The organism is Vibrio sp. 1557, from assembly GCF_033340175.1.
Taxonomy (GTDB): Bacteria; Pseudomonadota; Gammaproteobacteria; order Enterobacterales; family Vibrionaceae; genus Vibrio; species Vibrio alginolyticus.
Genome location: NZ_JAWOVZ010000008.1, coordinates 50145 through 74481, shown reverse-complemented (window position 1 = coordinate 74481; position 24337 = coordinate 50145). Strand labels below are relative to the sequence as shown.

The 24337-nt window shown below is 46.3% G+C and carries 17 protein-coding genes; 8 read left to right on the top strand and 9 right to left on the bottom strand.

Features of this window, described 5'->3' with window-relative positions; all coding sequences use genetic code 11:
- The first annotated feature begins 225 nt into the window (after positions 1–225).
- The 4 genes from R7070_RS12030 (at position 226) to csdA (ending at position 3829) form a co-directional block, all read left to right on the top strand.
- A complete protein-coding gene (locus R7070_RS12030) occupies positions 226–1023 on the top strand; it encodes an outer membrane protein OmpK (protein WP_005380251.1) in 798 nt (265 codons plus the stop codon).
- 108 nt (positions 1024–1131) lie between these two features.
- Complete coding sequence (gene panE, locus R7070_RS12025) at positions 1132–2022, top strand: 2-dehydropantoate 2-reductase (protein WP_256900256.1); 891 nt, start codon at positions 1132–1134, stop codon at positions 2020–2022.
- The gene (locus R7070_RS12020) at positions 2019–2618 is read left to right on the top strand and encodes a DJ-1 family glyoxalase III (protein WP_006742560.1); all 600 of its coding nucleotides are present in this window, start codon (positions 2019–2021) and stop codon (positions 2616–2618) included. Before panE ends, R7070_RS12020 begins: the two co-directional genes overlap by 4 nt.
- The gene (gene csdA, locus R7070_RS12015; protein ID WP_017636018.1) at positions 2618–3829 is read left to right on the top strand and encodes a cysteine desulfurase CsdA; all 1212 of its coding nucleotides are present in this window, start codon (positions 2618–2620) and stop codon (positions 3827–3829) included. The genes R7070_RS12020 and csdA overlap by 1 nt, the downstream gene beginning before the upstream one ends.
- Before the next feature lie 33 nt (positions 3830–3862).
- On the opposite strand, the gene R7070_RS12010 is transcribed toward csdA, so the two are convergent.
- The 5 genes from R7070_RS12010 to R7070_RS11990 all read right to left on the bottom strand — a co-directional run bounded on the left by R7070_RS12010 (position 3863) and on the right by R7070_RS11990 (position 8282).
- Entirely contained in the window at positions 3863–4783 is a 921-nt protein-coding gene (locus tag R7070_RS12010; RefSeq protein WP_025768228.1) for a GGDEF domain-containing protein, read from the bottom strand.
- 309 nt (positions 4784–5092) lie between these two features.
- Positions 5093–5521: a cysteine desulfurase sulfur acceptor subunit CsdE gene (gene csdE / locus R7070_RS12005; protein ID WP_256900257.1), complete on the bottom strand. Its 429-nt coding sequence runs from the start codon at positions 5519–5521 to the stop codon at positions 5093–5095.
- A 19-nt stretch (positions 5522–5540) separates the two neighbouring features.
- Positions 5541–6350, bottom strand: a complete 810-nt coding sequence (gene tcdA, locus R7070_RS12000; protein ID WP_005380241.1) for a tRNA cyclic N6-threonylcarbamoyladenosine(37) synthase TcdA — start codon at positions 6348–6350, stop codon at positions 5541–5543.
- A gap of 99 nt (positions 6351–6449) precedes the next feature.
- A complete protein-coding gene (mltA, locus tag R7070_RS11995) occupies positions 6450–7553 on the bottom strand; it encodes a murein transglycosylase A (RefSeq protein ID WP_054577574.1) in 1104 nt (367 codons plus the stop codon).
- 273 nt (positions 7554–7826) lie between these two features.
- Positions 7827–8282, bottom strand: coding sequence for a DUF2850 domain-containing protein (locus R7070_RS11990; RefSeq protein WP_005380234.1), 456 nt, complete (start codon positions 8280–8282; stop codon positions 7827–7829).
- A gap of 162 nt (positions 8283–8444) precedes the next feature.
- Between R7070_RS11990 and argA the strand changes: the two genes are divergently transcribed.
- Together argA and R7070_RS11980 are read left to right on the top strand one after the other, a co-directional pair.
- Positions 8445–9782: an amino-acid N-acetyltransferase gene (argA, locus tag R7070_RS11985; RefSeq protein WP_012841478.1), complete on the top strand. Its 1338-nt coding sequence runs from the start codon at positions 8445–8447 to the stop codon at positions 9780–9782.
- Between the two features lie 416 nt (positions 9783–10198).
- Positions 10199–10387, top strand: a complete 189-nt coding sequence (locus R7070_RS11980) for a hypothetical protein (RefSeq protein ID WP_005380230.1) — start codon at positions 10199–10201, stop codon at positions 10385–10387.
- A gap of 34 nt (positions 10388–10421) precedes the next feature.
- Here R7070_RS11980 and recD read toward each other — a convergent pair whose 3' ends face one another.
- The 3 genes from recD to recC all read right to left on the bottom strand — a co-directional run bounded on the left by recD (position 10422) and on the right by recC (position 20061).
- Entirely contained in the window at positions 10422–12569 is a 2148-nt protein-coding gene (recD, locus tag R7070_RS11975; protein ID WP_225466433.1) for an exodeoxyribonuclease V subunit alpha, read from the bottom strand.
- A complete protein-coding gene (recB, locus tag R7070_RS11970; protein ID WP_225466464.1) occupies positions 12569–16243 on the bottom strand; it encodes an exodeoxyribonuclease V subunit beta in 3675 nt (1224 codons plus the stop codon). The genes recD and recB overlap by 1 nt, the downstream gene beginning before the upstream one ends.
- Positions 16244–16569: 326 nt before the next feature.
- Entirely contained in the window at positions 16570–20061 is a 3492-nt protein-coding gene (gene recC, locus R7070_RS11965; RefSeq protein WP_225466432.1) for an exodeoxyribonuclease V subunit gamma, read from the bottom strand.
- Between the two features lie 252 nt (positions 20062–20313).
- On the opposite strand from recC, the gene R7070_RS11960 reads away from it, so the two are divergent.
- Positions 20314–22137, top strand: coding sequence for a DUF3413 domain-containing protein (locus R7070_RS11960; protein WP_047102631.1), 1824 nt, complete (start codon positions 20314–20316; stop codon positions 22135–22137).
- Between the two features lie 75 nt (positions 22138–22212).
- Here the strand turns inward: R7070_RS11960 and R7070_RS11955 are convergent, their stop codons facing one another.
- Positions 22213–23187, bottom strand: a complete 975-nt coding sequence (locus tag R7070_RS11955) for a TDT family transporter (protein WP_031779038.1) — start codon at positions 23185–23187, stop codon at positions 22213–22215.
- A gap of 109 nt (positions 23188–23296) precedes the next feature.
- Here R7070_RS11955 and R7070_RS11950 point away from each other — a divergent pair, with 109 nt between their 5' ends.
- Complete coding sequence (locus tag R7070_RS11950) at positions 23297–24223, top strand: LysR substrate-binding domain-containing protein (protein WP_047102633.1); 927 nt, start codon at positions 23297–23299, stop codon at positions 24221–24223.
- Positions 24224–24337 lie beyond the last annotated feature (114 nt).

Here is a 24337-nt window from a genome sequence, read left to right as displayed (position 1 = left end):
AATCGCTCACGCAAACGATCCAAATCACACATTTATTGCAATAAAATGCAACAAACAAAAAGTTCCGTAAATAAAGATAATTTCGTGATGCAACTCACCAAAAACGTTTCATTTTGCACCCTTTATCACTTTCATTTGGGATTTTTATCGCTATTATTCCCGCCAATTGGAAAGCGCAGCACAGATTGCGTGTTCTGAATCATTACAAACATAGAGAGTCCCCTTATGCGTAAATCACTTTTAGCTCTTAGCCTTCTAGCGGCTACTTCAGCTCCAGTTATGGCGGCAGATTACTCTGACGGCGATATTCACAAAAACGATTACAAGTGGATGCAATTTAACCTAATGGGTGCATTTGACGAACTTCCAGGTGAGTCTTCACACGACTACCTAGAAATGGAATTCGGCGGCCGCTCTGGTATCTTCGACCTTTACGGCTACGTTGATGTATTCAACCTAACTTCTGATCCAGGTAGCGACAAAGCTGGCGCAGAGAAGATCTTTATGAAATTCGCTCCACGTATGTCTCTAGATGCGGTAACTGGTAAAGACCTATCTTTCGGTCCAGTTCAAGAGCTATACGTTGCAACTCTAATCGAGTGGGGTGGTAACTCTGGTGTTAACTCTCAAAAAATCGGTCTAGGTTCTGACGTAATGGTTCCTTGGTTTGGTAAAGTTGGTGTTAACCTATACGGCACTTACGACGGCAACAAAAAGGATTGGAACGGTTTCCAAATCTCGACTAACTGGTTCAAACCATTCTACTTCTTCGAAAACGGTTCATTCATTTCTTACCAAGGCTACATCGATTACCAATTCGGTATGGATGATGCTGCTGGTAACAAGTTTGGTTCAACCGCGTCAAACGGTGGTGCAATGTTCAACGGTATCTACTGGCACTCAGACCGCTTCGCAGTGGGTTACGGTCTAAAAGGTTACAAAGACGTGTACGGTATCAAAGATACTGATGGGTTCAAGTCAACTGGCTTTGGCCACTACCTTGCTGTAACTTACAAGTTCTAATTGAACCACTAAGTTTGCTCAAAAATGGCGCCTTTCGGCGCCATTTTTATTTGCTTTCCTTTTTTCCCTCATTATCCTTGCAGCAAACCTTTTTAATGAGAGCGTTTGGTGAATATCCTTATCCTCGGTCCAGGTGCGGTGGGCTCACTCTGGGCAACAAAATTTAAGCTTGCCGGGCACAATGTTTCATTGTGGGGAAGAAGTTCTGAAAGCCAACAATCACTTCAGTTGGATGACACACCCGCAATCGTATTCAGTAATCAAGATATTTCCTCCGTAAATAAAGCAGATCTCATTTTGATCACGGTAAAAGCTTGGCAAGTGGAAGACGCCATTCAGCCTTTACTGCCTCATATCAACGCAGACACGATTATCATGCTGATGCACAATGGTATGGGTACCGCCTCTGGCGTGGAGAAGGCTCTGCCAAACAATCCTATCGTGCTCGCCACAACGACGCACGGCGCATACAAACCAGATAACCAACACGTACTGCATACCGGTCACGGAACAACGCAAGTGGGTGGTTATAATGACAAAGGAATGCAGTGCGCTTTTCTGCAAGATGTTATGCATCATGCTCTTCCAGAGGCCATTTGGAATCCACACATCCAATCTGCGTTATGGACTAAGTTAGCAATTAACTGCGCGATTAACCCACTGACTGCGATTCAGCAGTGTAAGAATGGTGAGCTTGCGCAGCCCGAGTTTAAGATACAACTCGAAAGCATCACTCAAGAACTGGTTGAAGTAATGAGTAAAGAAGGTATTGCTATCGAGTTTCGCTCTCTTTTCGATACGGTAATGCAAGTGGTGAACGCCACAGCTGAGAACTATTCTTCAATGAGACAAGACGTATTCCATCAGCGTCGAACGGAAATTGATTTTATAACCGGATACCTGTTAAAGGCTGCCGAGAAACATCGCATCAATACGCCTGAGAATTTAAAACTTTACCAACGCATCAAACAAATAGAACAAAGCTGGACAGAACAATGAGTAAGAAAATCTTAGTGCCAATCGCTCCGGGCACCGAAGAAATGGAAGCCGTCACCGTTATCGACATGATGGTTCGCGCGGGTTATGACGTTACGGTAGCGAGTGCTGCTTTTGATGGCTCATTGACGATGAAAGCTTCTCGCGGAGTCACACTAACAGCCGATTGTAAACTGGTCGATATCGCTGATGATGAGTTTGACGCCATAGCGCTTTCTGGTGGTGTTGGTGGTGCAGAAATTTTTCGTGATAGTACGGTGATGATAGAAATCCTTAAGCAGCACATCTACGAGGGAAAATTGGTCGCAGCTATCTGCGCAGCACCGGCGTTGGTATTGCAACACCATGATCTTTTCCCACAATCACTGATGACCTGTCACCCGAGCTTTCAGTCACATATCCCGGAAGAGAAGTGGCGCAGCAAACGCGTGACCTTTGATATCAACCACAACCTGATCACCAGTCAAGGTCCGGGCACTGCTTTAGAGTTCGCAATGGAAGTAATCATTCAACTCTCAGGTAAAAAACACGCATGGTCAGTTGCTGAACCAATGATCCCTCTGCCTACTCTGCATTACCATAAGCTTGGTGAAGAATAATGTTTGACGTAAATGCTGTACGTGAGCAATTTCCCGCTCTAAATCAATCCGTCAACGATACGCCCTTAGTGTATCTAGATAGCGCAGCGACAACGCAAAAACCGCAATGTGTGATTGATGTCATCAGTCATTACTACAGTGCGCAAAATGCCAATGTTCACCGTGGTAGTCATAGTTTAACGGCTAATGCCACCAGCCAATTTGAAGCGGCACGAGAACGAGTGGCAAACTTTATTGGTGCAAACAGCTCTAAAGAGATCATTTGGACACGGGGCGCAACCGAAGCACTGAACTTAATTGCTCAAACCTACGCCCGTAGCACGTTACAACCAGGTGATGAGATCTTGATTAGCGAGATGGAGCACCACGCCAACATCGTGCCCTGGCAAATCGTGGCAGAGCAAACGGGTGCTAAAGTCATTAAAGTTCCGATGACATCAGATTGCCAGTTCGACATCAGTGCATTTGAGGCGCTTCTGTCTGACCGCTGTAAAATTGTTGCTTGCGCGCAAATAACCAACGTAACAGGCACACGCCAACCTATAGAAAAAATCACTGAACTGGCGCACAACGTTGGCGCGGTTATTGTAGTTGATGGCGCGCAAGGCATCGTACATGAGCAACTTGATTTATCGGCATCAGATATCGATTTCTACGTTTTCTCAGGTCACAAACTTTATGCACCAGCAGGCATTGGGGTTTTATACGGCAAGCTTGAACTTTTGGAAGCCATGCCACCATGGCACGGCGGCGGTAAAATGGTTGAACGCGTTTCTTTCGAAAAAACGACGTTTTCTGCACTTCCTGGAAAATTTGAAGCGGGCACACCAAACGTTGCGGGCGCGATTGCTCTAGCGAAAGCCATTGAGTGGTACCAAGGTTTTGACCATCACGAAGTAGAGACTCATCTCCATGCGCTTCAGGATAAGGCCTACCAAGCACTAAGCGCTTTGGATGACATCCATATTCTAGGCTATCAACCGAATGCCTCTGTACTGACCTTCGTAATGGACGGCGTTCATCACCAAGATATTGCGACGCTGCTCGATCAACAAGGCATTGCGGTACGAGCAGGACACCACTGCGCTCACCCATTGATGGATGCGCTAAATGTGAAAGGCACGGTACGCGTCTCTTTTGGTATTTATAACACGACGAGCGATGTGGAAAGACTCATCGCCGCCGTAGAAAAAGCCGTCGACATGCTATAACGCCAACGGTTTGATTTGGAGTAACCAACAAGGTTACTCCATCTGCCTATCCAGAGTCGCCACGCAATTTCTGCCATTTCTTTTCGCAGCATAAAGCGCTTTATCTGCATGCGCATACAAACGTTTGGTGGTTTCATTTCTGCCTATTTCCACCACGCCTACACTCACCGTGACCGGAATTTCAATCTTTTCAAATTCGAACTGACAATTTTGAATGTGGGAACGTACTTCCTCTCCTACCTCTTTCGCCGCCGACAGAGAAGTTTCTGGCAAAATAATCGCAAACTCCTCCCCTCCGACTCTTGCAAAAATTTCGTCTTTGACGAGTAAGTGAGAAACCAAATCAGCTAAGGTCTCTAAGACATAATCCCCCGCATCATGACCACGTTTATCATTGATGACTTTAAAAAAGTCCAAATCAAACAATAACAACGCGGAGTGATAATCTGGAGCTTGGGATTTAATAACTTCTTCTGTGAGCTTTTCGAAAAAAACACGTCGATTGTAGATGTTGGTAAGAGCATCAATTTGGCTTTGATGGCGAAGAAGGGTTTCAACTCGGTGGCGATTGGAGATGTTGCGTGTAAGAATAAGGACAACGCGACGACCCCGGTATTTTATAGCGAGTGGGCAGATCTTGCCTTCGTAGTATAGGTCGCCTCTTGGTCCACTGTTGGCATCTATTCCCTGAATGCTGTCGGCGCACATCTTGTACTCGATCGTCACAATACTGTCTTGTTTCAGTGATCGACTGATCTGCTCGATAAACCAGTCGGCTTTATCTTTTTCAAGTACACCGTGAAGTGTCTTACCTATCAAATTACTTCCATCGTGATAGGCTTTTTTATCTGTTCCTCCAAAAACATCAATATAGATACCATCTTCACTCAGAATAAAAGTGGGGTCTGGCATTCCGGATAACACGTCTTGCGCATGTTCCAAGGTGAATTGCATATAGGGAGGTTCCTAGCATTTGTATCTAAGTAACCCAATCGCTTCCAAGTGTGTTTCCACATTGGGGAATAGGAGCGGATGGGGCATATGTCTATTATCTAATATAGACAAATTTTAAATACAATTGAGTTTATAAAAACCAAGTGGGCAATATAATGAACCAGGATCAATAGAATGGTTAATTAACGCTAAAATAGTCGACCATTTGCATACTTTTTATCCATATGCAAAAAATATCTCAACTCAGATACAAAAAACGCCAAACAGCTAGGCTATTCGGCGTTTTTTAAGAGTTGGAAAAATAACTCGTTACACGGCGACTTGCTTAATCTGCTCTACAATAGCTTTCAAGCCATTACCACGTGACGGGCTTAAATGGGAGACAAGCCCCAGCTGATCAAAATAAGCATCAATATCAAATGCTTGAATTTGATCGGCCGTTTTACCGTCATAAGCTGCCATTACCAAGGCAATCAATCCACGGACGATACGCGCATCGGAGTCCGCACAAAAATGCCAAACGCCATCTTGCTCTTGGCTCACTAACCACAGCAAGCTTTCACAACCCGAAACGGTAACTTGTTCTGATTTCAGCTCTTCTGGCATTTGTGGCAGCTTTTTACCCCACTGAATAACCTGACGGTAGCGATCTTCCCAGCCTTGAAATTGCTGCATAGTCGCTACAATGTCTTCGCTGGTGATATCTGTACCAAATGGAGAAACGGGAAAATCTGTCATGATGCGCTCTTCTTCTAGTTTACTTCTTATATTTTGAAATCAACTTCTCAACGATTCGCGATACCGCGACAAAGCCAAACGTTGCAGTTACCACAGTCGCCGCACCAAAACCGCTAGCACAATCCATACGTTTTGGGCCTTCCGCTGTCGACTTCACACCACACACTGAACCGTCTGCTTGAGGGTACTTCAGCTGCTCGGTTGAAAACACGCAATCAATACCAAACTTACGAGCCGGATTCTTAGGGAAGTTATGATGACGACGCAAGGTGTCTTTGATTTTCTTCGCTAGAGGATCTTGGATCGTTTTCGTTAAATCAGCGACCATGATCTGCGTTGGGTCAACCTGACCACCAGCGCCCCCCGTAGTGATCACTTTGATCTTGTTGCTGCGGCAATACGCCAACAAAGACGCCTTCGCTTTTACGCTGTCAATCGCATCTAGCACGTAATCAAACTCTTTGCTTAAGTACTCATGTTGATTGTCTGGCGTGATGAAATCATCAATCAGATTGACTTTACACTCTGGGTTGATCAATTTGACACGCTCGGCCATAACTTCAATTTTGCTTTGGCCAACGGTGCCCGTCATCGCATGAATTTGGCGGTTAATATTCGTGACACAAACATCATCCATATCAATCAGAGTCAACTCACCGATCCCAGTACGGGCCAGCGCTTCGACCGCCCATGAACCCACGCCACCAATACCAATAACACAAACGTGTGCAGCGCGAAGAATGTCCACTTCACTGTTGCCATAAAGACGACGAGTGCCGCCAAAGCGTTGATTGTAGCTGTCAGATGCTGGGGTATCGAGTTCACGCATATTGAAGTCCAGATGATCGATAGAAAAACAAAGAGTGCGATTTATACGCACTCTTTGATGAAATGTCTAGATAAGAGGCGGTTCCTCTTTCTTGGGTCGCTATTGTAGCTTTTCTGGCGGCAAAGCCCAAGGCGCTTGAGTTGGTGAGTTTTCCAGCCCAAGTTTCCAAACTCGACCAAAATGCTTGTAGTGCCCTGCTTCCGTTCCTGCTCTCGCACCAATGCCATGATACAGATCCAAATGGTTCTGTTTTACCGCACCACCAGTGTCTAAAACGATCAGCATTCGCAGTTGATGAGCACCGCTCCACGTACCATCCGCATTCAGCAATGGTACTTCCGCCAAGATTGGTGTGCCCATTGGTAAGATAGAACGGTCACCCGCGACCGCGGCCATTGGTAACAAAGGAATACCAGCCGATCCCGTTACTGGCGCTTCCGCTTTTGGCGCAAAGAAGACGTAAGAAGGGTTTTGCTCCAACAACTCGCGTACTGTTGCGTCGTCGTTGTCCATTACCCACTCTTTAATCGCTTTGAGAGACATTTTTTCACGCGGCACTTCACCACGTTCAATCAAAATGCGGCCAATACTAACGTAAGCTTTATTATTTTTCCCTGCGTACGCGAAGTACTCCAACGTATCATCATCTTCAAAATGCACATAGCCACTGCCCTGCACTTCCATCATAAACGGGTCAATACGGTTAGGCGCATAACCTAGCACTAAACCTTGGCCATCTAATGCCCCGTTGTAGATCTCCGCACGAGTCGGACAATCTGATGAGCAGTTTGGCTTGCCATAAACTGGGTACTTAAAAATGTCGTTTGGTGTATGACGCAGCTCCATCACGGGAGAAAAGTATCCGGTAAACAGCACATTACCTTTTTTATCACCACCACCCAATTGCGCGGCTTGAATGCCAAACGCACTCAACGCACTGGTATCTCCGCTCTGTTGCGCCCACTCACTTAATCGTTGATATAGCGGTTGGTATATCTTCGCCATGGATGGTGACTTTATCACCACTTGCTCAGCTTGCTTGTTAAATTCAGTAAAATCGCGTGGTTTGTTAGACTCAACTACGTCCACTTTATTGAGGATCTGAGGAAACTCACCATCAAGATATTGCTGAGCACGATCATTTTGTTGAGCACAGCCAAAGAGTAGGCTCAAAGAGATAATAGGAAGGAGTTTTTTTAACACGTGTCTTTTCCGTAAAAGAGAATAGCAAAAGGATGGCAAACAAATGCATACGGTGCAATTGAAAAGCAACGACAAAATGTTTCAACGCTAAGCCAATCCGTTTACTCGTTGTGAATTCATTCAGTTAATGCAACATGATAGCAGCGGAAGAATTACGGAATTGTCCGGATTATGTTTGAAAGTAAGATTTACTGATTGAGAGATGAAATTGTGATCATCCATGTGACTCACAGACGCAAGAGATCTCTGCTTAACAGACAAAGATAAAAACGACTATCTTACCGCAATCCTTGCACGCCCCTCTAAACGGAATACAGGTAGATAATGTGCATTAGCATCCAGCTTCATTTCTGCATGCTGCTTACCCACAAAATTGAAGTGCCGCTCATTTGAACCCACTCGATACGAAAACGAATCCCCATCGAATTCAAAACTGGTCGCCACTGTAGAACCATTTACGGTAACACCGCGCTCACTCAACACAAATTCTTCACGAGCATAAGGCGCAACATCTTGCTCAACCCAGCGACCATAAATTGTCGATTTGGGAATGGGCGGATTAATGGTTCGAGTAATCAAATCACTATACAGCATGCACACGACAACGGTTCCAACTATCGCTATAAGCATGAGAGAACGCTCTAGCCACTTACGAAGCATTGATTTAGATGACGTTTTTGACAGATTTGAAGCAGTGATCGCAGCATTCTTATTAACAGCAGAAGACATGAGGTTCACGTATTGAGGAAAGACGCCACCATTGTAACCTTCCCTCTTAACGGGACCAAGAACCTACCTCAATATGTTTGTGCTTTATTCCAAAATTTCGCCTTGCCACTCAATGAATAAAAAGGCATTATTTTAACATAATTAAACAAAGGAATGGCTGTAGTGAAAATTCGTAGTACTGCTCTCGTAAAAGGATTCCGTCAATCAACACCTTATGTCAATGCTCACCGCGGAAAAACCATGGTGATCATGCTGGGCGGAGAAGCCGTCGCACACAAAAATTTTGGCAATATTATTAATGATATCGCACTCATGCACAGCCTCGGAATCAAAGTCGTGGTGGTGTATGGTGCACGTCCTCAAATTAATCAGCTGCTAGAAAAACAAGACCTCACTACGCCTTACCACAAAAATATCCGCATTACGGATGAATCGGCTTTATCTGTTGTTATGCAAGCTGCCGGACAACTTCAGCTTGCGATTACTGCGCGCCTATCAATGAGCCTCAACAATACTCCGATGGCAGGTACCCAGCTCAATGTCGTTAGCGGAAACTACATCATTGCCCAACCACTCGGCGTTGATGATGGTGTGGACTATTGCCATAGTGGACGTATTCGCCGCATTGACACCGACGCGATTAATCGCACTCTTGATCAAGGTTCAATTGTTCTGCTAGGTCCCATTGCTAGCTCTGTGACTGGCGAGTGCTTCAATTTATTATCGGAAGAAGTCGCCACCCAACTAGCGATAAAGCTGGGTGCGGATAAGCTGATTGGTTTTTGCTCCGAACAAGGTGTCATTGATGACAACGGCAATGCTGTCGCCGAGTTACTACCAATTGAGGCGGAGCATGTCATCAAAACGCTTTCTGAAAATACGTCTCCTGACCTAGATTACAACACTGGAACACTGCGCTTTCTTAAAGGCTCTATTGCCGCTTGCCGTGCCGGAGTACCTCGTAGCCACTTGATCAGTTATAAAGTAGATGGCGCCTTAATTCAGGAGTTGTTCTCTTTCGACGGTATCGGTACCCAAGTTGTTATGGCGAGTGCTGAACAAGTGAGGCAAGCTAATATTGACGATATTGGCGGTATCTTAGACCTCATTCGCCCGTTAGAAGAACAAGGTGTACTGGTTAGGCGCTCTCGAGAACAGCTAGAGCAAGAGATTGGAAAATTTACCATCATCGAAAAAGACGGCTTGATTATTGGCTGTGCTGCCCTTTATCCATACCCAGAAGAGCGTAAAGCTGAGATGGCTTGCGTAGCGATTCACCCTGACTATCGTGATGGAAACCGAGGTTTGTTACTGCTCAACTACATGAAACATCGTTCTAAATCCGAAACCATTGATCAGATTTTTGTCCTCACGACACACAGTTTGCATTGGTTCAGAGAGCAAGGTTTTTACGAAGTCAGTGTCGACTATTTGCCTGGAGCCAAACAAGGGTTATATAACTTCCAGCGTAAGTCCAAAATCTTAGCGTTAGATTTATAGCTTAACCTTAAATCAGGGAGCGAAACTTAACGTTCCACTATACCAACTAACCTCAAAGGGCAGGATTTAGTTCATTAACGCTCAACCCTGCACATCGAGCTTGTTTAGGAACGAGTTTGTTGAGGAGTAAGGCCACACATAAACCCTACTCCGGACTAGCGGGTCATCATGTAAACCCAACTTAGAAATGCGCAAACCATTGCTTGATTTTTGTTCCAATTTTATCTTTTAAATATACATTTGGTTGGCTATACTCTGCTCGCTAGTGATTGGTTTTTAACCAATACGAATGGATCTAGGTGATGTAATTAGCCTTCACCCTAAAATACTGGGCAATTGAAAAACTAGTTAGCTCCGTATTGCACACCAAGGACAGTTGTTAATCTGACTTTAAATAAGCCGAGACGAGCACTGTTATGAGAACAATCATTTGTAATTCGCTTCAAAGCTTCTGGGATATGGCTGACAATCAGTTTTTAGAAGGCCTAGACGTCCACTGTGTTTTCCCCGTAAATGACGCTATCCGAGATTTTATTCTTGCTTATCAACAGCAATACAAAATACGCAGCGTGTCTTTTACCAATGCGTTTGCAAAACATGCATAAAAGAAGACCGAGCCATAAGCTCGGTCTTCTTGTTTTAGTTGGTAAGCCGCTTTACTAACCCACTCGCGCGAGTGGTTTTCACCTTAATGCCTCGCTTCAGAACATTGAGCTCGGCGTAAAGAGCTAAACGCTTTTTCGCGCGGGTAATGCCTGTGTAAATCAACTCACGGGTTAATATCGGGCTAAAGTCTGGTGGCAAAATCATCAGGGTGTAATCAAATTCACTGCCTTGCGATTTATGGATGGTCATGGCGTAAGCCGTTTCATGTTCAGGTACTCGGCTTGGCAAGACCGATTTCACACTGCCGTCAGGTAACTCGAAAAAGACTTTCAAACGCGGTTCTTCTTCACTGTCATCTCGCATACAAATACCAATATCACCGTTATACAAACCTAAACCGTGATCATTACGCGTAACCATGACAGGTCTGCCGTGATACCAAATTTCATCCTGAACTTGAATTAACTTGCGCGCCGCAAGCGCTTTCTCGATGCGTTGGTTTAGCCCAGCCACACCGAAGTCACCTTCACGGATCGCGCACAGCAATCGGCATTGGTTGAAGGTATCTAACACCGCTTTGGCTTTGTGCGTTAGCGACTCTAGCTCTCCGGTTTTAGGATCAGTTTCCTGTTGTCCAATGCGTTTGAGGTAACGACCGTATTCCTGCACCAACGTCTGCATCATTTGGTTGTAATGTTGACTACTTAGCGCGAAATGTTCGATGTCAGAAAAGTCACGCGCCCAGACGTTATCTACGCTCGCAGCAGAACCTGAGTTAACCGCTTTTGCCAACTGACCAATGCCTGAGCGAGCGTCAAATCGGTAGCTCTTTTGCAGCATACATAAACTATCAGCAATGCTAGATGCACTGGTACCTGTATGGGCTAAAGTATCGAAACCCGCCAGTTTTGCGATGGCTGACGCCTGCTCTTTGCCATAACCCAATGCATGGAACGAACAGATATCACCCAACACTGCCCCTGCTTCAACTGAGGCAAGTTGGTCTTTATCACCTAGCAAAATCAGCCGCGCATGTTTCGGTAAGGCATCGACCACTTTGTACATCATTGGCAAATCGACCATCGACGCTTCGTCGATAACCAAAATATCCAAATGCAGTGGATTTTGCTTGTTGTGACGAAATTCTGCGCTATTAGGAATCGCGCCCAGCAACCGATGTAAAGTACTCGATTCAGTCGGAATTTTGGCTTTTAGCTCCGGAGAAACTGGCAGTTCTTGCACTGCTTTACCAATGGACTCGGTTAATCGCGCCGCCGCTTTCCCCGTCGGGGCCACCAGCTTGATGGTTAGATTTTTCTCGTGTGTCGCCTGTTCAATCAAAGCAGCAAGCAATTTGGTTACTGTCGTCGTTTTACCCGTACCAGGGCCACCAGAAATCACAGCAAATCGACGAGTTAACGCAACCGCCGCCGCGACTTTTTGCCAGTTCACACAAGCTGAAAGTGGCACCAGCTCATCCAGTTGATGCAAATCCTGAACCTTGCGCGCATTGCTAAGCACGGAATCAATGGCGTGCCAATCCAACGATTCGCTTGCGACCACATCAAGGTGATCACACACCAATTGTTGACGTAACACTTGGTTGCTGCTTCCCGCTTCTACTGCTTTGCCCAACGCGTTAAACAGAAAATGGTATTGGCGTGCGAACAGATGGTTGAGCAACTCGGATAATCGCACAAACTCTTGTGGTTGCAAGTTAACTGCGGCGCCCAACTGATTGAGCTTTTCCGCCAGTGTCACTTCATAATGCCAATAGCGGTGCAGATACAGACGCTCGCCATCGAACATCAGCGGCAAGGCTTCTCCTTGCGCGCCGACCACGGTGGAATTTTTTAATACTTGAATCCAGTCTATGTCTTGCAACTGTGTGTTGAGCGCCAATGCCGACTCACCAAACAGCCCTAGCTTACTGGCTAAATCCGTAGATTGCCCTTGTGCATCGAACAGAGACAGACAGATATGTCCTTTGCCAAGCTCACTACTGACAACACCCGCGATAAACGCCAATGCTTGACTGTCCGACTGTTCATCATGCGTTTGAGAATCAATAAAACAGGCGAATTGGTAGTCGAGCTGACGAATAGCACCTTTGTGCGCCAAGCGTTCCAGCACTACCAATAGACTATCTTGGCCAGAATGAAGATTGCGATTTGTCGTCATTAAAGTAGCTCCATCTGCCCGGCTTGAGTTGAGCGCGTTTCAAGTGCTTGACCATCAATCAAACGATCCATCTCTTGTAAGAACTCTAAGGTTGGTTTCGCGGCAAAAATGCCGTGGTCACTCTGCCCATCCATACCGCGCAAGAACAAGTAATACACGCCACCGAAGTGCTGCTCATATTGATAATTCGCCAATCGGCTGCGTAGGAAACGATGCAGTGCTAACGCATAAATCTGGTACTGCAAATCGTAGCGGTGATCCGCCATCGCCGATTTCAGAGCCTCACCATGGTAGTGCGTCACATCGTCGCCAAGATGATTCGATTTCCAGTCAAGCACGTAGTATTTACCTTGATGTTCAAACACCAAGTCGATAAAACCTTTGAGCATGCCTTGCACGGTTTGGAAACCTAAATCACCCGCTTTCGCCGACAACGGATCGTGACGTTGAATGACTCGGTTTAACGCCGGTGCAGACAACACTTCAATCGGCAGCAAAAATTCCATCTCCACCAAACGTTGCGACGGTGCTTTTTGATTCAGCAGCAAAGACTTACCATCCAACGGCGTTGCGAGTACGGTATCAATCAATTGCTGTAAAATGGGCAACCACTCTTCATCGAGCTGTTCGCTTTCCATCAAGCCAAGGATGATTTGTGTATTCTCTTCCGTCGTGGCTGGCTGAGTAAATTCAATTTCCTCAAACAGGCTGTGCAGGAACGTACCCGGACGCGCACCACGAGGGAAGGTAAAAATAGAACGCTCTGGCTCCACCAAATCCGCTTCGTCTTGTTCTTCAGATGAGTCGATATCAAAACCCGTAATCTCAATCGTGGCATCATGCTCGGCGTGATGAGAACCTTGCTTGACCAAGCCAGAGTAACTGGTGATGCGCCAGTTTCTGTCGATAGGGTTTTGCAGTTCTTTCGCACTAAGATCGTGTACTTCTTCTTGTGGCGCTACGTACTTGTCTTCGAGTTGCTGCGGCGGATCGGTCACAACGACACAATCAAGCTCGTCTTGTTGCTTTGTTAAACCTTGGTGCAAATCGTTGATGCCACCTTCTTGACCATTCTGAATCAAATAGCCAATCGCACTGCGGTGTACGCCAGTTGGCTCTTTGGTCGAACGGCCATTGCGCAAAGGTGAGGCTCCAATAAAACACGCATACACAGCTCGCGTTAGTGCCACGTATATCAAGCGTAAGTCTTCCGCCAAACGCTCTTTATCCGCTTGCTTCATGGACGCATCGTTGCCTGTGATATCCAGTACCGTGCGGTCATTGGCTGCATCGTAATATTTGGCTTCGCTGGCTTCTCGATAGCTGAACACAAACGGCAGAAATACGAGGTCATACTCCAAGCCTTTTGATTTGTGAATAGTTACGATCTGCACTAAGTTACGTTCCGATTCTAAACGTTGGATTTGGTCATCACTGCCACCCAAACCGTTTTCCGCATCACTGATAGACTGAGCGAGCCAACGCAGCAGACCGTGGTCACTATCCAGTTCATTACTGGCTTGTTGAAGCAGTTCACCAATGTGCATTAAATCGGTAAGTACTCGCTCACCATTCTCACCCTGTGAACTCGCGCCTTCTTCTAGTAATCGCTCGGCAATATGGCGTTTGCTGATCACCGCGCGCAACATCGGCAGCACACCACGTTGAACCCAAAGTTTGCGATATTCTTTGAATTCGTTTACGGCGTTTTCCCACACCACTTCATCGTTATTAAGCGCATCCAAACTTGCTGCGTCGAGGGCAAACAGCTCAGAGGCAAGACTTGCACGCAGCGCACGGTCATTTTCTGGCGTCAGCACCGCTTGCAGCAAACGCTGTAAATCCTGCGCCACTGAACTGGTAAACACACTGTCTCGGTTAGACAGGTACACGCTGGCAATGCCTTGATCAGCCAACGCTTGTTTGATCATTCGACCTTCACTACCTGTTCGAACCAACACCGCGATATCGCCCGCTTGAACCGCTTTCTGTTTTTCGCCATTCGCCAGACACGCTTGCCCCTGTTGAGCCTGCGTCAAAATGGTTTGGATTTGGCTTGCGGTCGCCTCCGCCATTCGAGTCAAATACTCGCCTTTTGGTAGCGGTTTATCGTCTGCTTCTTGCAACCAATAAGTCAGCGCGGGTTGCTTTTGACCACCCATAGTCCAAATGCGTTTTTCGGCATTGGGACTGTATTTTACAGGTAAGAACGGGATGTCCGAATCATAGATAAATGGACTGTCTGGCAAAGCAAATACTTGGTTTACCGCCTGCACCATATCTGCGCTAGAACGCCAGTTGGTTCCTAACGTGTAGTGGGCACTTACTTGGTTACGCGCTTTGATATAGGTGAAAATGTCTGCGCCACGAAAGCCATAAATCGCCTGCTTGGGGTCCCCGATCATAAACAAACCACATTCCGGGTTGCTCAGATAAATACGGCTGAAAATACTGTATTGAAGCGGGTCGGTATCTTGGAACTCGTCAATCATTGCGACAGGATACAAAGTACGAATACGCGCCGCTAAAAGCTCGCTTTCGTCCGTATCGATAGAAGCAGAAAGTTGCGTCAGCAAATCATCGAAAGAGAGCCACTGTTTTTGATTTTTCGCGTTGGCCAGCATCACACGACAATGCTCAATCGCATGCGCAAGCAGTGGCGCTTTTAAGCTGATTGGATTGGCAAGAAATGTTTCAATGGCTTCAAATACCGCGTGCTGCGGCGCACTGCCTTTCGGTGTTTTTTCCAACAAGACGTTTTGCGCGAATTTCTCCAGCTTGTCTGGATAATCGTAACCTGTGGTTTCCGTTGCTGCCCAAGCGTTTACCGCCTCCAACCACGTCGGCAGAGACTTTTTGGTGTAGCTGCGTTTGTTAATATCTGAATCTGAAATCAGCGTGAAGAAGTCATCTTGGCTTTCTCGCCACTGTGCTTTTAATTCATCAATTTTTTTCAAGTTTTCAGTATGAAGATCAGCCAAACTGCCTTTCATTGCAGGAACAGAAAGGCTTAACGGCGCACCAGTTAAGTAATTGCTGATGTCAGACAACAACGCAGATGGAGAGCTCCATAGCTGGCGAATTTCCCCAGCCAAGGTAAACGGCAACGGGTAGAAATTGCGACGCCAGTAATCGGCTACAACTTGCGCTTTTAGGTGACTTTCATCGGTCACAAACTCGTTATTAAATCGGCTGCCAGATTCAAACGCATTTTGCGTTAGCATACGTTGGCAAAAACCGTGAATGGTGTAGACCGCCGCCTCGTCCATCTGACGCTCTGCCTGCAATAAAATTTCTGCGGCTTGCTTGTGATCGTCAAACTCATTAAGCAAAGGTTGGATCACCGGATCGGAACTCTGTCCACGCGCAAACGCGATTCGCGCATCATGGATTCTTGCCCTGATACGATCGCGTAATTCCGCAGTTGCCGCTTCGGTAAAGGTTACGACCAGAATTTGGTCGACCGTAAGCGGTACGCGATGCCGAGTTTCCGCGCTGCCGTGACCAAGCAAAAGGCGCAGATATAAACCTGCAATAGTGAAGGTTTTACCTGTACCTGCTGATGCCTCGATTAACCTCGCACCATGCAGAGGAAACGTCATCGGTTCTAGTGGCGTTGGTTGAGGTTGCTCTGTGCGGTCTAACGTATGTAGAGGACACTCTGCACCTGACATTTGATCCATAACGCTGAATCTCTCCGGATTATTTACTAGGACGTATCACCTAATAAATGTGATCTATAGTTAAAAATTCTATTAATATGTTTAACAAGTTGGATAATTTAGAGCTTTGTGAGATCTTTCTCACGGTTATCCATAAGACGTACCGTTAGTATGCGCCCCACGAGATAAGCCAAACCTTTTGGCGGCACAACTCAAATGAATTAAACAAAAGTATCATGGTCCCTCTGACCTTGTGGCCGTACAGCGAACGCCCTACAAAAAATAATGATTTTCTGGCGGCCACCCTACTCTTCCTTCTCTTTATCCAACTGTCTTTATTACGCTTTTACGTCATCAGTGTCTTGAACCGCTAAGCGCGCACCTTGCAAAACTAATGCTGTCAGCAAACGAACTTCTGAGGCCAACTCATCATTCCAAGCAGGCCAAATTCGAGAGATGTACGCATTACTGCCTTCGCCCGGGCTCATGAAGCCATCATTGAATGCGTCAGCCATTTTCTTCAAAGATTTCTCTTCGTCATCGACCCACTGACCACGGCTAAAGCCCGCTTCAACACAAGCCAACGCCGTTTTCGGGAAATAAGGCAAAGGCTTAGTCATGCCTTCGAAGAATAAGCGAACTAATTCAGTCAGTAGCTGTTTGGCATACTGAGCATCGGCAATTTCTGGGTAGATCAAATGCAGCGCGCCTTCTTTACGATCGTAACCAATGATGTGAGTTTTCTTAGCATGACCCGACGCCGACATGGCAAGGTGATCGATCCACGCTGCAAGGTAATCCTGCGATCGAATCTTACCGCTTCGATAGCGAATCAAACCGGATTGGTAGCATTGAGTTAGCCAACCTGTTAGGCGAACGTTTTTCTCTTCGCCTTCATTTCGCTCAAACAAGGAATCAAACGTCAGGTCGATTTCCAAATCGTCTTGAGGCGCACCAGATAAAAACGCCAGTTTGTCCACCAGCTCTTCCGCCTGAACTCGGTTGGTTTCAAACTCGATATAACCAAACGCCCCCACCGGCAGTTTGCCTTGCGCGCGCTGTTGACTCATAAAGTGTTTAAGCACCTCTGTTTTTTTCTCTGGCTGCATCAATGTCGTTTCAAGCAAGGTTTCTAACAGCTCATCACGCATTTGATAGCTTTCCAAACCACCTAAAACAAAGGGTTCGTCGTCTTCCATCACCGGCAGTGGCGGTTCAAAGATTACTTTTAAACGACGATTGAAAAAATACTGCACAGGTAAGCGCCAGAAACGTTGCAACTCGACTAAGTCGAGCTCAAGTGGGAACGTCGCTCCTAACAGATAGTCGTCTAATGCCCGATTAAAATCACGACGAACATAGCCTTGCGATTGACTACTTTGAGTCAATGCCGCTGGAATCCACTCTTTCGCGTAGCTGGCGTGCATGCCTTGGAACGCACTCGGGCTAAACGGCACCATGGCGTGGGTATTCACCAACGCATTTAATAAGTTGTCGCCAGACTCATCAACGGGCAACGCTTCATCACCACTTAAACAATAGTTTTGGTGACAGTATTCCATCAGCTCAGAAACCAGAACCGAAGGCACTCGCTCGGTGTTATCTTGGATTGAACGACCAACATAACTGATGTAGAGCGTTTGCTGTGCAGACAACATCGCTTCGAGGAATAGGTAACGGTCATCATCTCGGCGCGAACGGTCGCCCGGTTTGGTTCTTCCTGTCATCAAGTCAAAGCCTTCTGGCGGCATGGAGCGCGGATACACGCCGTCATTCATCCCCAACAGACAAACAGTTCTAAACGGAATAGAGCGCATCGGCATCAGGGTACAAAAGTTCACTTGACCAGCAAGGAAGCGCTGGCTGACTCGTGTGCCAGATAATTTGTTTTGAAGGTATTGGCTGATGATCGACGGCGATAACGCATCATCAAATGCGGCATCAGCTAATTGCTCTTTGAGTTGGCTGAGCGTATCGCGAATGGATTTGAGCGCCATTTCGCCTTCTAACTCAACTGAGAAGAAGTCATCCAGCAGTAAAACTAAAGTCTCTCGCCAACCATCAATAGTCTGAACATGAGAAAGTTTGCTTCGATAAGTGCTAATTTGTTGGATAAAGTGTGCCAACTTGCCCGCCAGCTCTGCGCCCATGCCTTGTACTTCGTTGTACGGAGACAAACTGCCTTGCTCGGTTTCAAACAAACCTGCGGATTCTGGCATCGCGTAGCCAAGCAACATTCGTTGAATACCAAATTGCCATGTGTTTTGACGGGTTTCCGGCAGTTCAAATTCGCATCCGGTATTGGCGTCCAATCCCCAGCGAATCCCCGATTCCTCAACCCATTGTTTGGCTTGTAAAAAATCATCTTCGCTGAGTTCAAAACGCTTTAATATCGCTGGAGTTTCCAGAAGTTCGAGTAGTTCTGAGGCCAAACAGCGCGTATTGGGTAAGTTCACCAACTGCATAAATGCGGCCAGAATTGGGCTCTCTTGATCGGCGGTTCGGTCAGAAATCGAATATGGAATAAAACGCTCACCCGGCGCGTTACCAAAGACCGCCTGAATCGCAGGGCTGTAAGCGTTGATGTCCGCGACCATCACGATAATATCGCGCGGTTTTAACGTTGGGTCAGCATCGAACATCGCCAACAGTTGATCATGCAGCACTTCCACTTCACGCATCGGGCTGTGACAAGCGTGTAGGCTCAGTGATTTATCACCCAAGCTAACCACTTGTTTGTGATGACTGTTTTCAATCTGTTGGTCATCTTGATGTTCTTCAAGATTGAGAATATCCGCTTGCAATTGATGGAGCAGACTGTCGCGCTCAACATCAACAAAGGCTTCAATTTCATGAGATTCCAGCTGAGACAACAGATACATATTGTCGCGCCCGAGTTTACCCATGGATGCCAACAGACTGTTTCCGACCACATCGGTGTGCAGCTCATCGATCACATTATCTTCCAGTGATCCTTTCAGTTGCTCAGTTTCACCTTGCACTTCCGAGTGATCGTCCTGCCACACAACGTGCTGACGATGTTTCGCCGCCAAACGAGCCAGATATTTGCGATCTCGAACTTCACCCCAGTAATAACGACACGGGTTGGTGAACATCAGATGCACGTCGATGTGTTCACCAATTGCTTTTAGCGCATCCATATAGCGAGGCGGCAACGAAGAAATGCCAAAAACAAACAAACGCTTGGGTAAATGGTCAAAATTGCCGTTAAAACTCTCTAACGTGTCGATAAAGTGCTCATAAAGGTTGGCACGGTGATATGGAGACTGTCCTAATGACACAGTGTGATCATACAACGCTTGCCATAAGATCGGCTGCCACGGATGCTCATCTTCCAGCTCTGGCACACTCTGCCCTGCTTCCCAACTTGCGATCCACTCCGGACGATACACCAAGTAACCATCGAAAATATCGGCAATTTTCTCAGCCAGTTGATACAGCTTAGAGTGATCACTGTCATCTTTGAGGTACTGCGCTAACGGCGAAAACACGTCTTGGTTGAGAAGCCCCGGCAGCAGATGCATCAACTTCCAAGTCATCGCTTCTTTGTTAAACGCACTGCGTTTTGGCACGTCTGGCAACACCTGCGTAAACATTTCCCAAATGAAAGTAGCAGGGAGCGGAAAATCAATGTTCGCGGCAACACCAAACTCTTTGGCCAATTCCATTTTTAGCCACTGGGACATGCCCGGACTTTGAACCAGAATTTGTTCTTTTTCGAACGGGTTTTCCAGCGGACTGATTCGAATCAGTTCGACAAGGAGTGATTTAAGAACGTCAACTTGGTTGGAGTGATAAACAGTAAACAAATTGGGAATACCGAGCGCCGATTGAAACTGTTAGCTAGCTTAGCACAGCCCCATTTAAACCCGCAGTGATCTCGCGTTCGGAAAAAACAAAAGGTTATATATCACTCAAATAGAGTATGAATCTTCTGAATTTTCACATGTCAATCAAGTCTGACACTTCCATACAAAATGTGACATTCGTCGCAACTATTCCATAATAAAAAACACTGTTTTATACTCCCTCTACCCATAATTTATAAACAAACAAAAAGTATGTTTCGCAAACTGTCTTCCAACAGCGCTTGGCTGATTGCTTTTTTTGCTTGCTTTGCAGTGTACCTGTCGATCGCTTGTTATCCTTTTGTGTTGTCTAACAATCAGAATGAACCGCTAACCTTGTTGCAAGGTTACTATTTGGTTTCGACTCAATATGGCTGGCTGGGCTTGATCGCTCTTCCATTTATGTTGTTGAGTTTATTGCTCTCTTTTCTACCGACTCGAGCATTCAAAGGTATCGTGATCGCTATCGCGATCTGTCTATTGATCATGTTTAAAGTCGATATCCTCGTTTTTCAGCAATACAAACTTCACATCAACGCTCTATTAATCCGTATGTTTTTCGAAGGTGGTGGTGATGTCTTCGATATTTCGTGGATGAGTTGGCTAATCTTCATCAGTGAAATTGCCGTTCTGGTGATCGGGCTCGCTTGTACCGTTTGGGTAAGTAATCAACTGGCACAAAGCCGAGCTAAGTTCGTTTTGATCAGCGTCTGGTTTGCTGTATTGCTTAGCACGCAGATGATTCATGCGTACAAAAACGCACTTTACGACGATGAAGTCAGTCAGTTTTCGAATAACTGGCCACTTTACTACCCGCTGACGGCTCGTAAATTTATTTACAAACACGACCTAGTGGATGAGAACATTGCATCGAAGAACCGCGTAGAGTTAACCAACATTGAACGTAGCTCACTCAACTATCCGCTTGCGCCGATTCAAGTGCAAAGCAAAGAGAAACAGCCCAATGTCTTGTTTATCTTGGTTGACGCGTGGCGCTACAGTGATGCGACGCCGGAAGTCATGCCAAATGTCAGCAAGTTCGCCGAAAAAACGGTGAATTTCACACAACATATGAGCGGCGGCAACTCAACTCAAGCGGGTATTTTCAGCCTGTTTTACAGCTTGCCAGCGACCTACTGGGAAAGCTTTTACGCAAGTCAACGCTCTCCTGTTTTTATGGATACGCTGCAAGCAGAAGGCTACCGCATGGGCATTTTTGGCTCGGCACCGCTCACCAGCCCGCCACTTTCTCGCACGGTATTCAAAAAAGTGTCGGACTTGACCCTGAAACAAACTGGGGAAACAGCTGTCGAGCGCGATCAGCAGATAACAGACAAGTTCATCGAGTTCCAAAAGCAGGATAGCGACAAGCCGTACTTTGGTTTTCTGTTCTACGATGCCGCCCACGGCACGGTGTTTCCCGAACCTGAATTTGCGAAATTCAAACCATACTGGGAACGCGTTGACCACATTTTGCTCAACAACGATTTTGACGCTTCGCTTTACCATAATCGATACAAGAACTCGTTGTACTACATCGATAGCTTGATTGGTGATGTGCTGAAAAACGTCGACTTAGACAATACCATTGTGGTGATTTCATCAGATCATGGTGAAGAGTTTAATGACCATAAGATGAACTATTGGGGCCACACGGGTAACTACAGTGACGTTCAAGTACATGTGCCTCTTTACGTGTACATGCCAAATCGTCAGCCAGAGCAAGTTGATTACCGCACGACCCATTTTGACGTCGTGCCAACCATGATGAATACGCTGTTTGACGTTCAAGGAACAACGAGTTCATACAGCGTTGGTCATAACTTGTTTGATAGCTCTGCCTCTCGCGATTGGTATATTGCAGGCAGCTACTACAACTATGCATTGGTCGGCAAAGAACTGATGCTTGTGGTCAACCCTGGCGGGCACTCTCAGCAACTGAATCGCCAGTTAAAAGTCGAGAAAGAACAGAAAGTTCCTGTCGATATCATTCGTCATTCTCTGGATGAGATGTCGCGATTTTACAAAAAAGGCTAGCGTCCAACATCGACGCCGATTGAAATAAAAAAGCCTCTTGGTTGTAAGACCAAGAGGCTTTTTCCTATCTGCTATTTAAGCGTGATGAGCGTGCATCAAGCGTGGCTGAATCAACAAGTTGTTGATGTATTGTAAGGCCACATAAGAGACAACAAATGTTGCCACAATCAACTCAAGACCAGCTAAGCCGCGCACTTGTTGAACATAGTGCGCAGCCAATCCTTGCAACTCCATCCAATTGGCCATTTTAAACAGCGCCGTCGCACCGATCACCATCGGGAAAGTGAACGCCGCATAGCCTGGGCTAAATGGCAGTCTAAGCAATTTAAAGAATGCGAGGTAAATGATGGCTGTCATCAATACCGCGATACCAAATAGCATAGCGATGATCACTGGTGATGGTGTCGCAGTGACCGTTAAGTACCCTGCCAATGATAGACTTGCTGGCGCTGCCATGATTGCCATTGTTGGTTTCGCTGCATCCGGAATTTCATGGGTAAACATGAAACGGTAAATCATCATCGGCAACATGATCGCGTACGCCACCATACCGAACATCAATGCACCTTGTGCCACTGGTGCTAACATCGGGTTGCCAGAGAAAGACACATCTGCAACGATGATACCCACAGGCGGTACAAACCAACTAGGAACCATGTGGTGCAATTCAAAATCTTTGGCGCGATGGTAAACAAAGCTCACCAAGAACACGATGTGCAAAACCACCGCAATCAGCCAAAGCGCATCGCCAGCTAATGGGTAAAAATGGCCGAGAGAGTTCGATACCACCATAGTGCCCATCGCAAATGTCGGAACCACGCTGCCCACAACCGGATGAGCAAGATCTTGTCTCAACAGATGATTATGTAGCAAAAACTTGGTTGCCAATATAGCCAACAATATGCTTGCGATACCCGCACTAATCCACTGTCCGTAGCCATGTAATTCGGCGAAGTTTTCCCAACTCCAGCCCAAGCTTGCAATACCAAGAGCCAAACCCGCCATTGGAGTTGGCGCTCCCATTATTTTTGCTTTTGTTCTTTGAATCATGATGACCTCAACCAGACTCACTCTTGATGGGACGTATAATACGCTTGCACTTCGTTCCGATATATCTAATTATTTAAAACAAACGTTCAGAATTACTTAACGGTGGGGTATGGCAAGTCACATTTCTCTTAAACAACTGAAAGTGTTTACGACGATCACGCAGCACAAAACGCTCACAGCGGCTTCTGATAGTCTCTTTTTATCGAAAGCCGCAGTGAGCATGGCACTCTCAGAATTAGAAAAACAGATCGGCCATCACTTGTTTGATCGTGTTAATAACCGACTAATTTTGAACCAAGAAGGTCAAAAACTGCTGCCACTGGCGGACGAATTACTCAACCGAGCCAAGGACATCGAGAGCATTTTCGATGGTGACCAAGCGCTATCGGGCCAACTTCGCATTGGTGCCAGCGACACCATTGGCAACCAAGTCGCGCCCTATTTGCTTAGCGAATTTCGTCAGCAAACGAACCATCGTTCTCAAAGCCTGTTCATTTCTAACTCCGCACAAATCTGCGACATGCTGACCGATTACGAGTTAGACATAGCCCTCATTGAAGGCAAAACACTTCACCCTGAATTGCAGTCCACCCAGTTTAGCGAAGATGAAATGTGCGTGATTTGCGCGCCCGATTCCCCAGCCGTGCACGAAGGGCCAGTAAACTTAACCGAGCTAGAAAACAGTGAATGGATATTGCGAGAGGCAGGATCTGGTTCACGCGAATTTTTTATGCGCGTTGTCGCGCCGCGCTTGGAACATTGGCATGAAGCTTTTCAGCTCAATACCACCGAAGCGTTGATCAACTCAGTATCGGCAGGGTTAGGCTTGGGCTGCTTGTCACGTTTGTCTGCAGAACCTGCTATTCGTGACGGCCGCGTAAAACTGCTCGACATGCCTTTAGATATGAAGCGCCGCTTCTGGTTACTGGTTCATAAAGAGAAATATCAAAGCCCATTGCTCAGAACGTTTATCGAATTTTGCCAAGATTGGGAGCGACCAACAAACCTTCCTTTGGGGAATAAATCCGCAAAGTGAAACCAAGATAGTTTAAATGCTAGTCAGTTAGTTGTACGTGTCTCTCATTCTGAGGCTTGTCGCTAGACTTGATTGGTCAAAAACTGTATAAAAAGCCAGTATCAATACACCAAA

Excerpts from the sequence above, each read along its gene's own strand:
- R7070_RS12030 (WP_005380251.1), top strand. The coding sequence starts at position 226 with ATGCGTAAATCACTTTTAGCTCTTAGCCTTCTAGCGGCTACTTCAGCT.
- R7070_RS12020 (WP_006742560.1), top strand. The coding sequence starts at position 2,019 with ATGAGTAAGAAAATCTTAGTGCCAATCGCTCCGGGCACCGAAGAAATG.
- csdA (WP_017636018.1), top strand. The coding sequence starts at position 2,618 with ATGTTTGACGTAAATGCTGTACGTGAGCAATTTCCCGCTCTAAATCAA.
- R7070_RS12010 (WP_025768228.1), bottom strand. The coding sequence starts at position 4,783 with ATGCAATTCACCTTGGAACATGCGCAAGACGTGTTATCCGGAATGCCA.
- csdE (WP_256900257.1), bottom strand. The coding sequence starts at position 5,521 with ATGACAGATTTTCCCGTTTCTCCATTTGGTACAGATATCACCAGCGAA.
- tcdA (WP_005380241.1), bottom strand. The coding sequence starts at position 6,350 with ATGCGTGAACTCGATACCCCAGCATCTGACAGCTACAATCAACGCTTT.
- R7070_RS11990 (WP_005380234.1), bottom strand. The coding sequence starts at position 8,282 with ATGTCTTCTGCTGTTAATAAGAATGCTGCGATCACTGCTTCAAATCTG.
- R7070_RS11980 (WP_005380230.1), top strand. The coding sequence starts at position 10,199 with ATGAGAACAATCATTTGTAATTCGCTTCAAAGCTTCTGGGATATGGCT.
- recD (WP_225466433.1), bottom strand. The coding sequence starts at position 12,569 with ATGACGACAAATCGCAATCTTCATTCTGGCCAAGATAGTCTATTGGTA.
- recB (WP_225466464.1), bottom strand. The coding sequence starts at position 16,243 with ATGTCAGGTGCAGAGTGTCCTCTACATACGTTAGACCGCACAGAGCAA.
- R7070_RS11960 (WP_047102631.1), top strand. The coding sequence starts at position 20,314 with ATGTTTCGCAAACTGTCTTCCAACAGCGCTTGGCTGATTGCTTTTTTT.
- R7070_RS11955 (WP_031779038.1), bottom strand. The coding sequence starts at position 23,187 with ATGATTCAAAGAACAAAAGCAAAAATAATGGGAGCGCCAACTCCAATG.
- R7070_RS11950 (WP_047102633.1), top strand. The coding sequence starts at position 23,297 with ATGGCAAGTCACATTTCTCTTAAACAACTGAAAGTGTTTACGACGATC.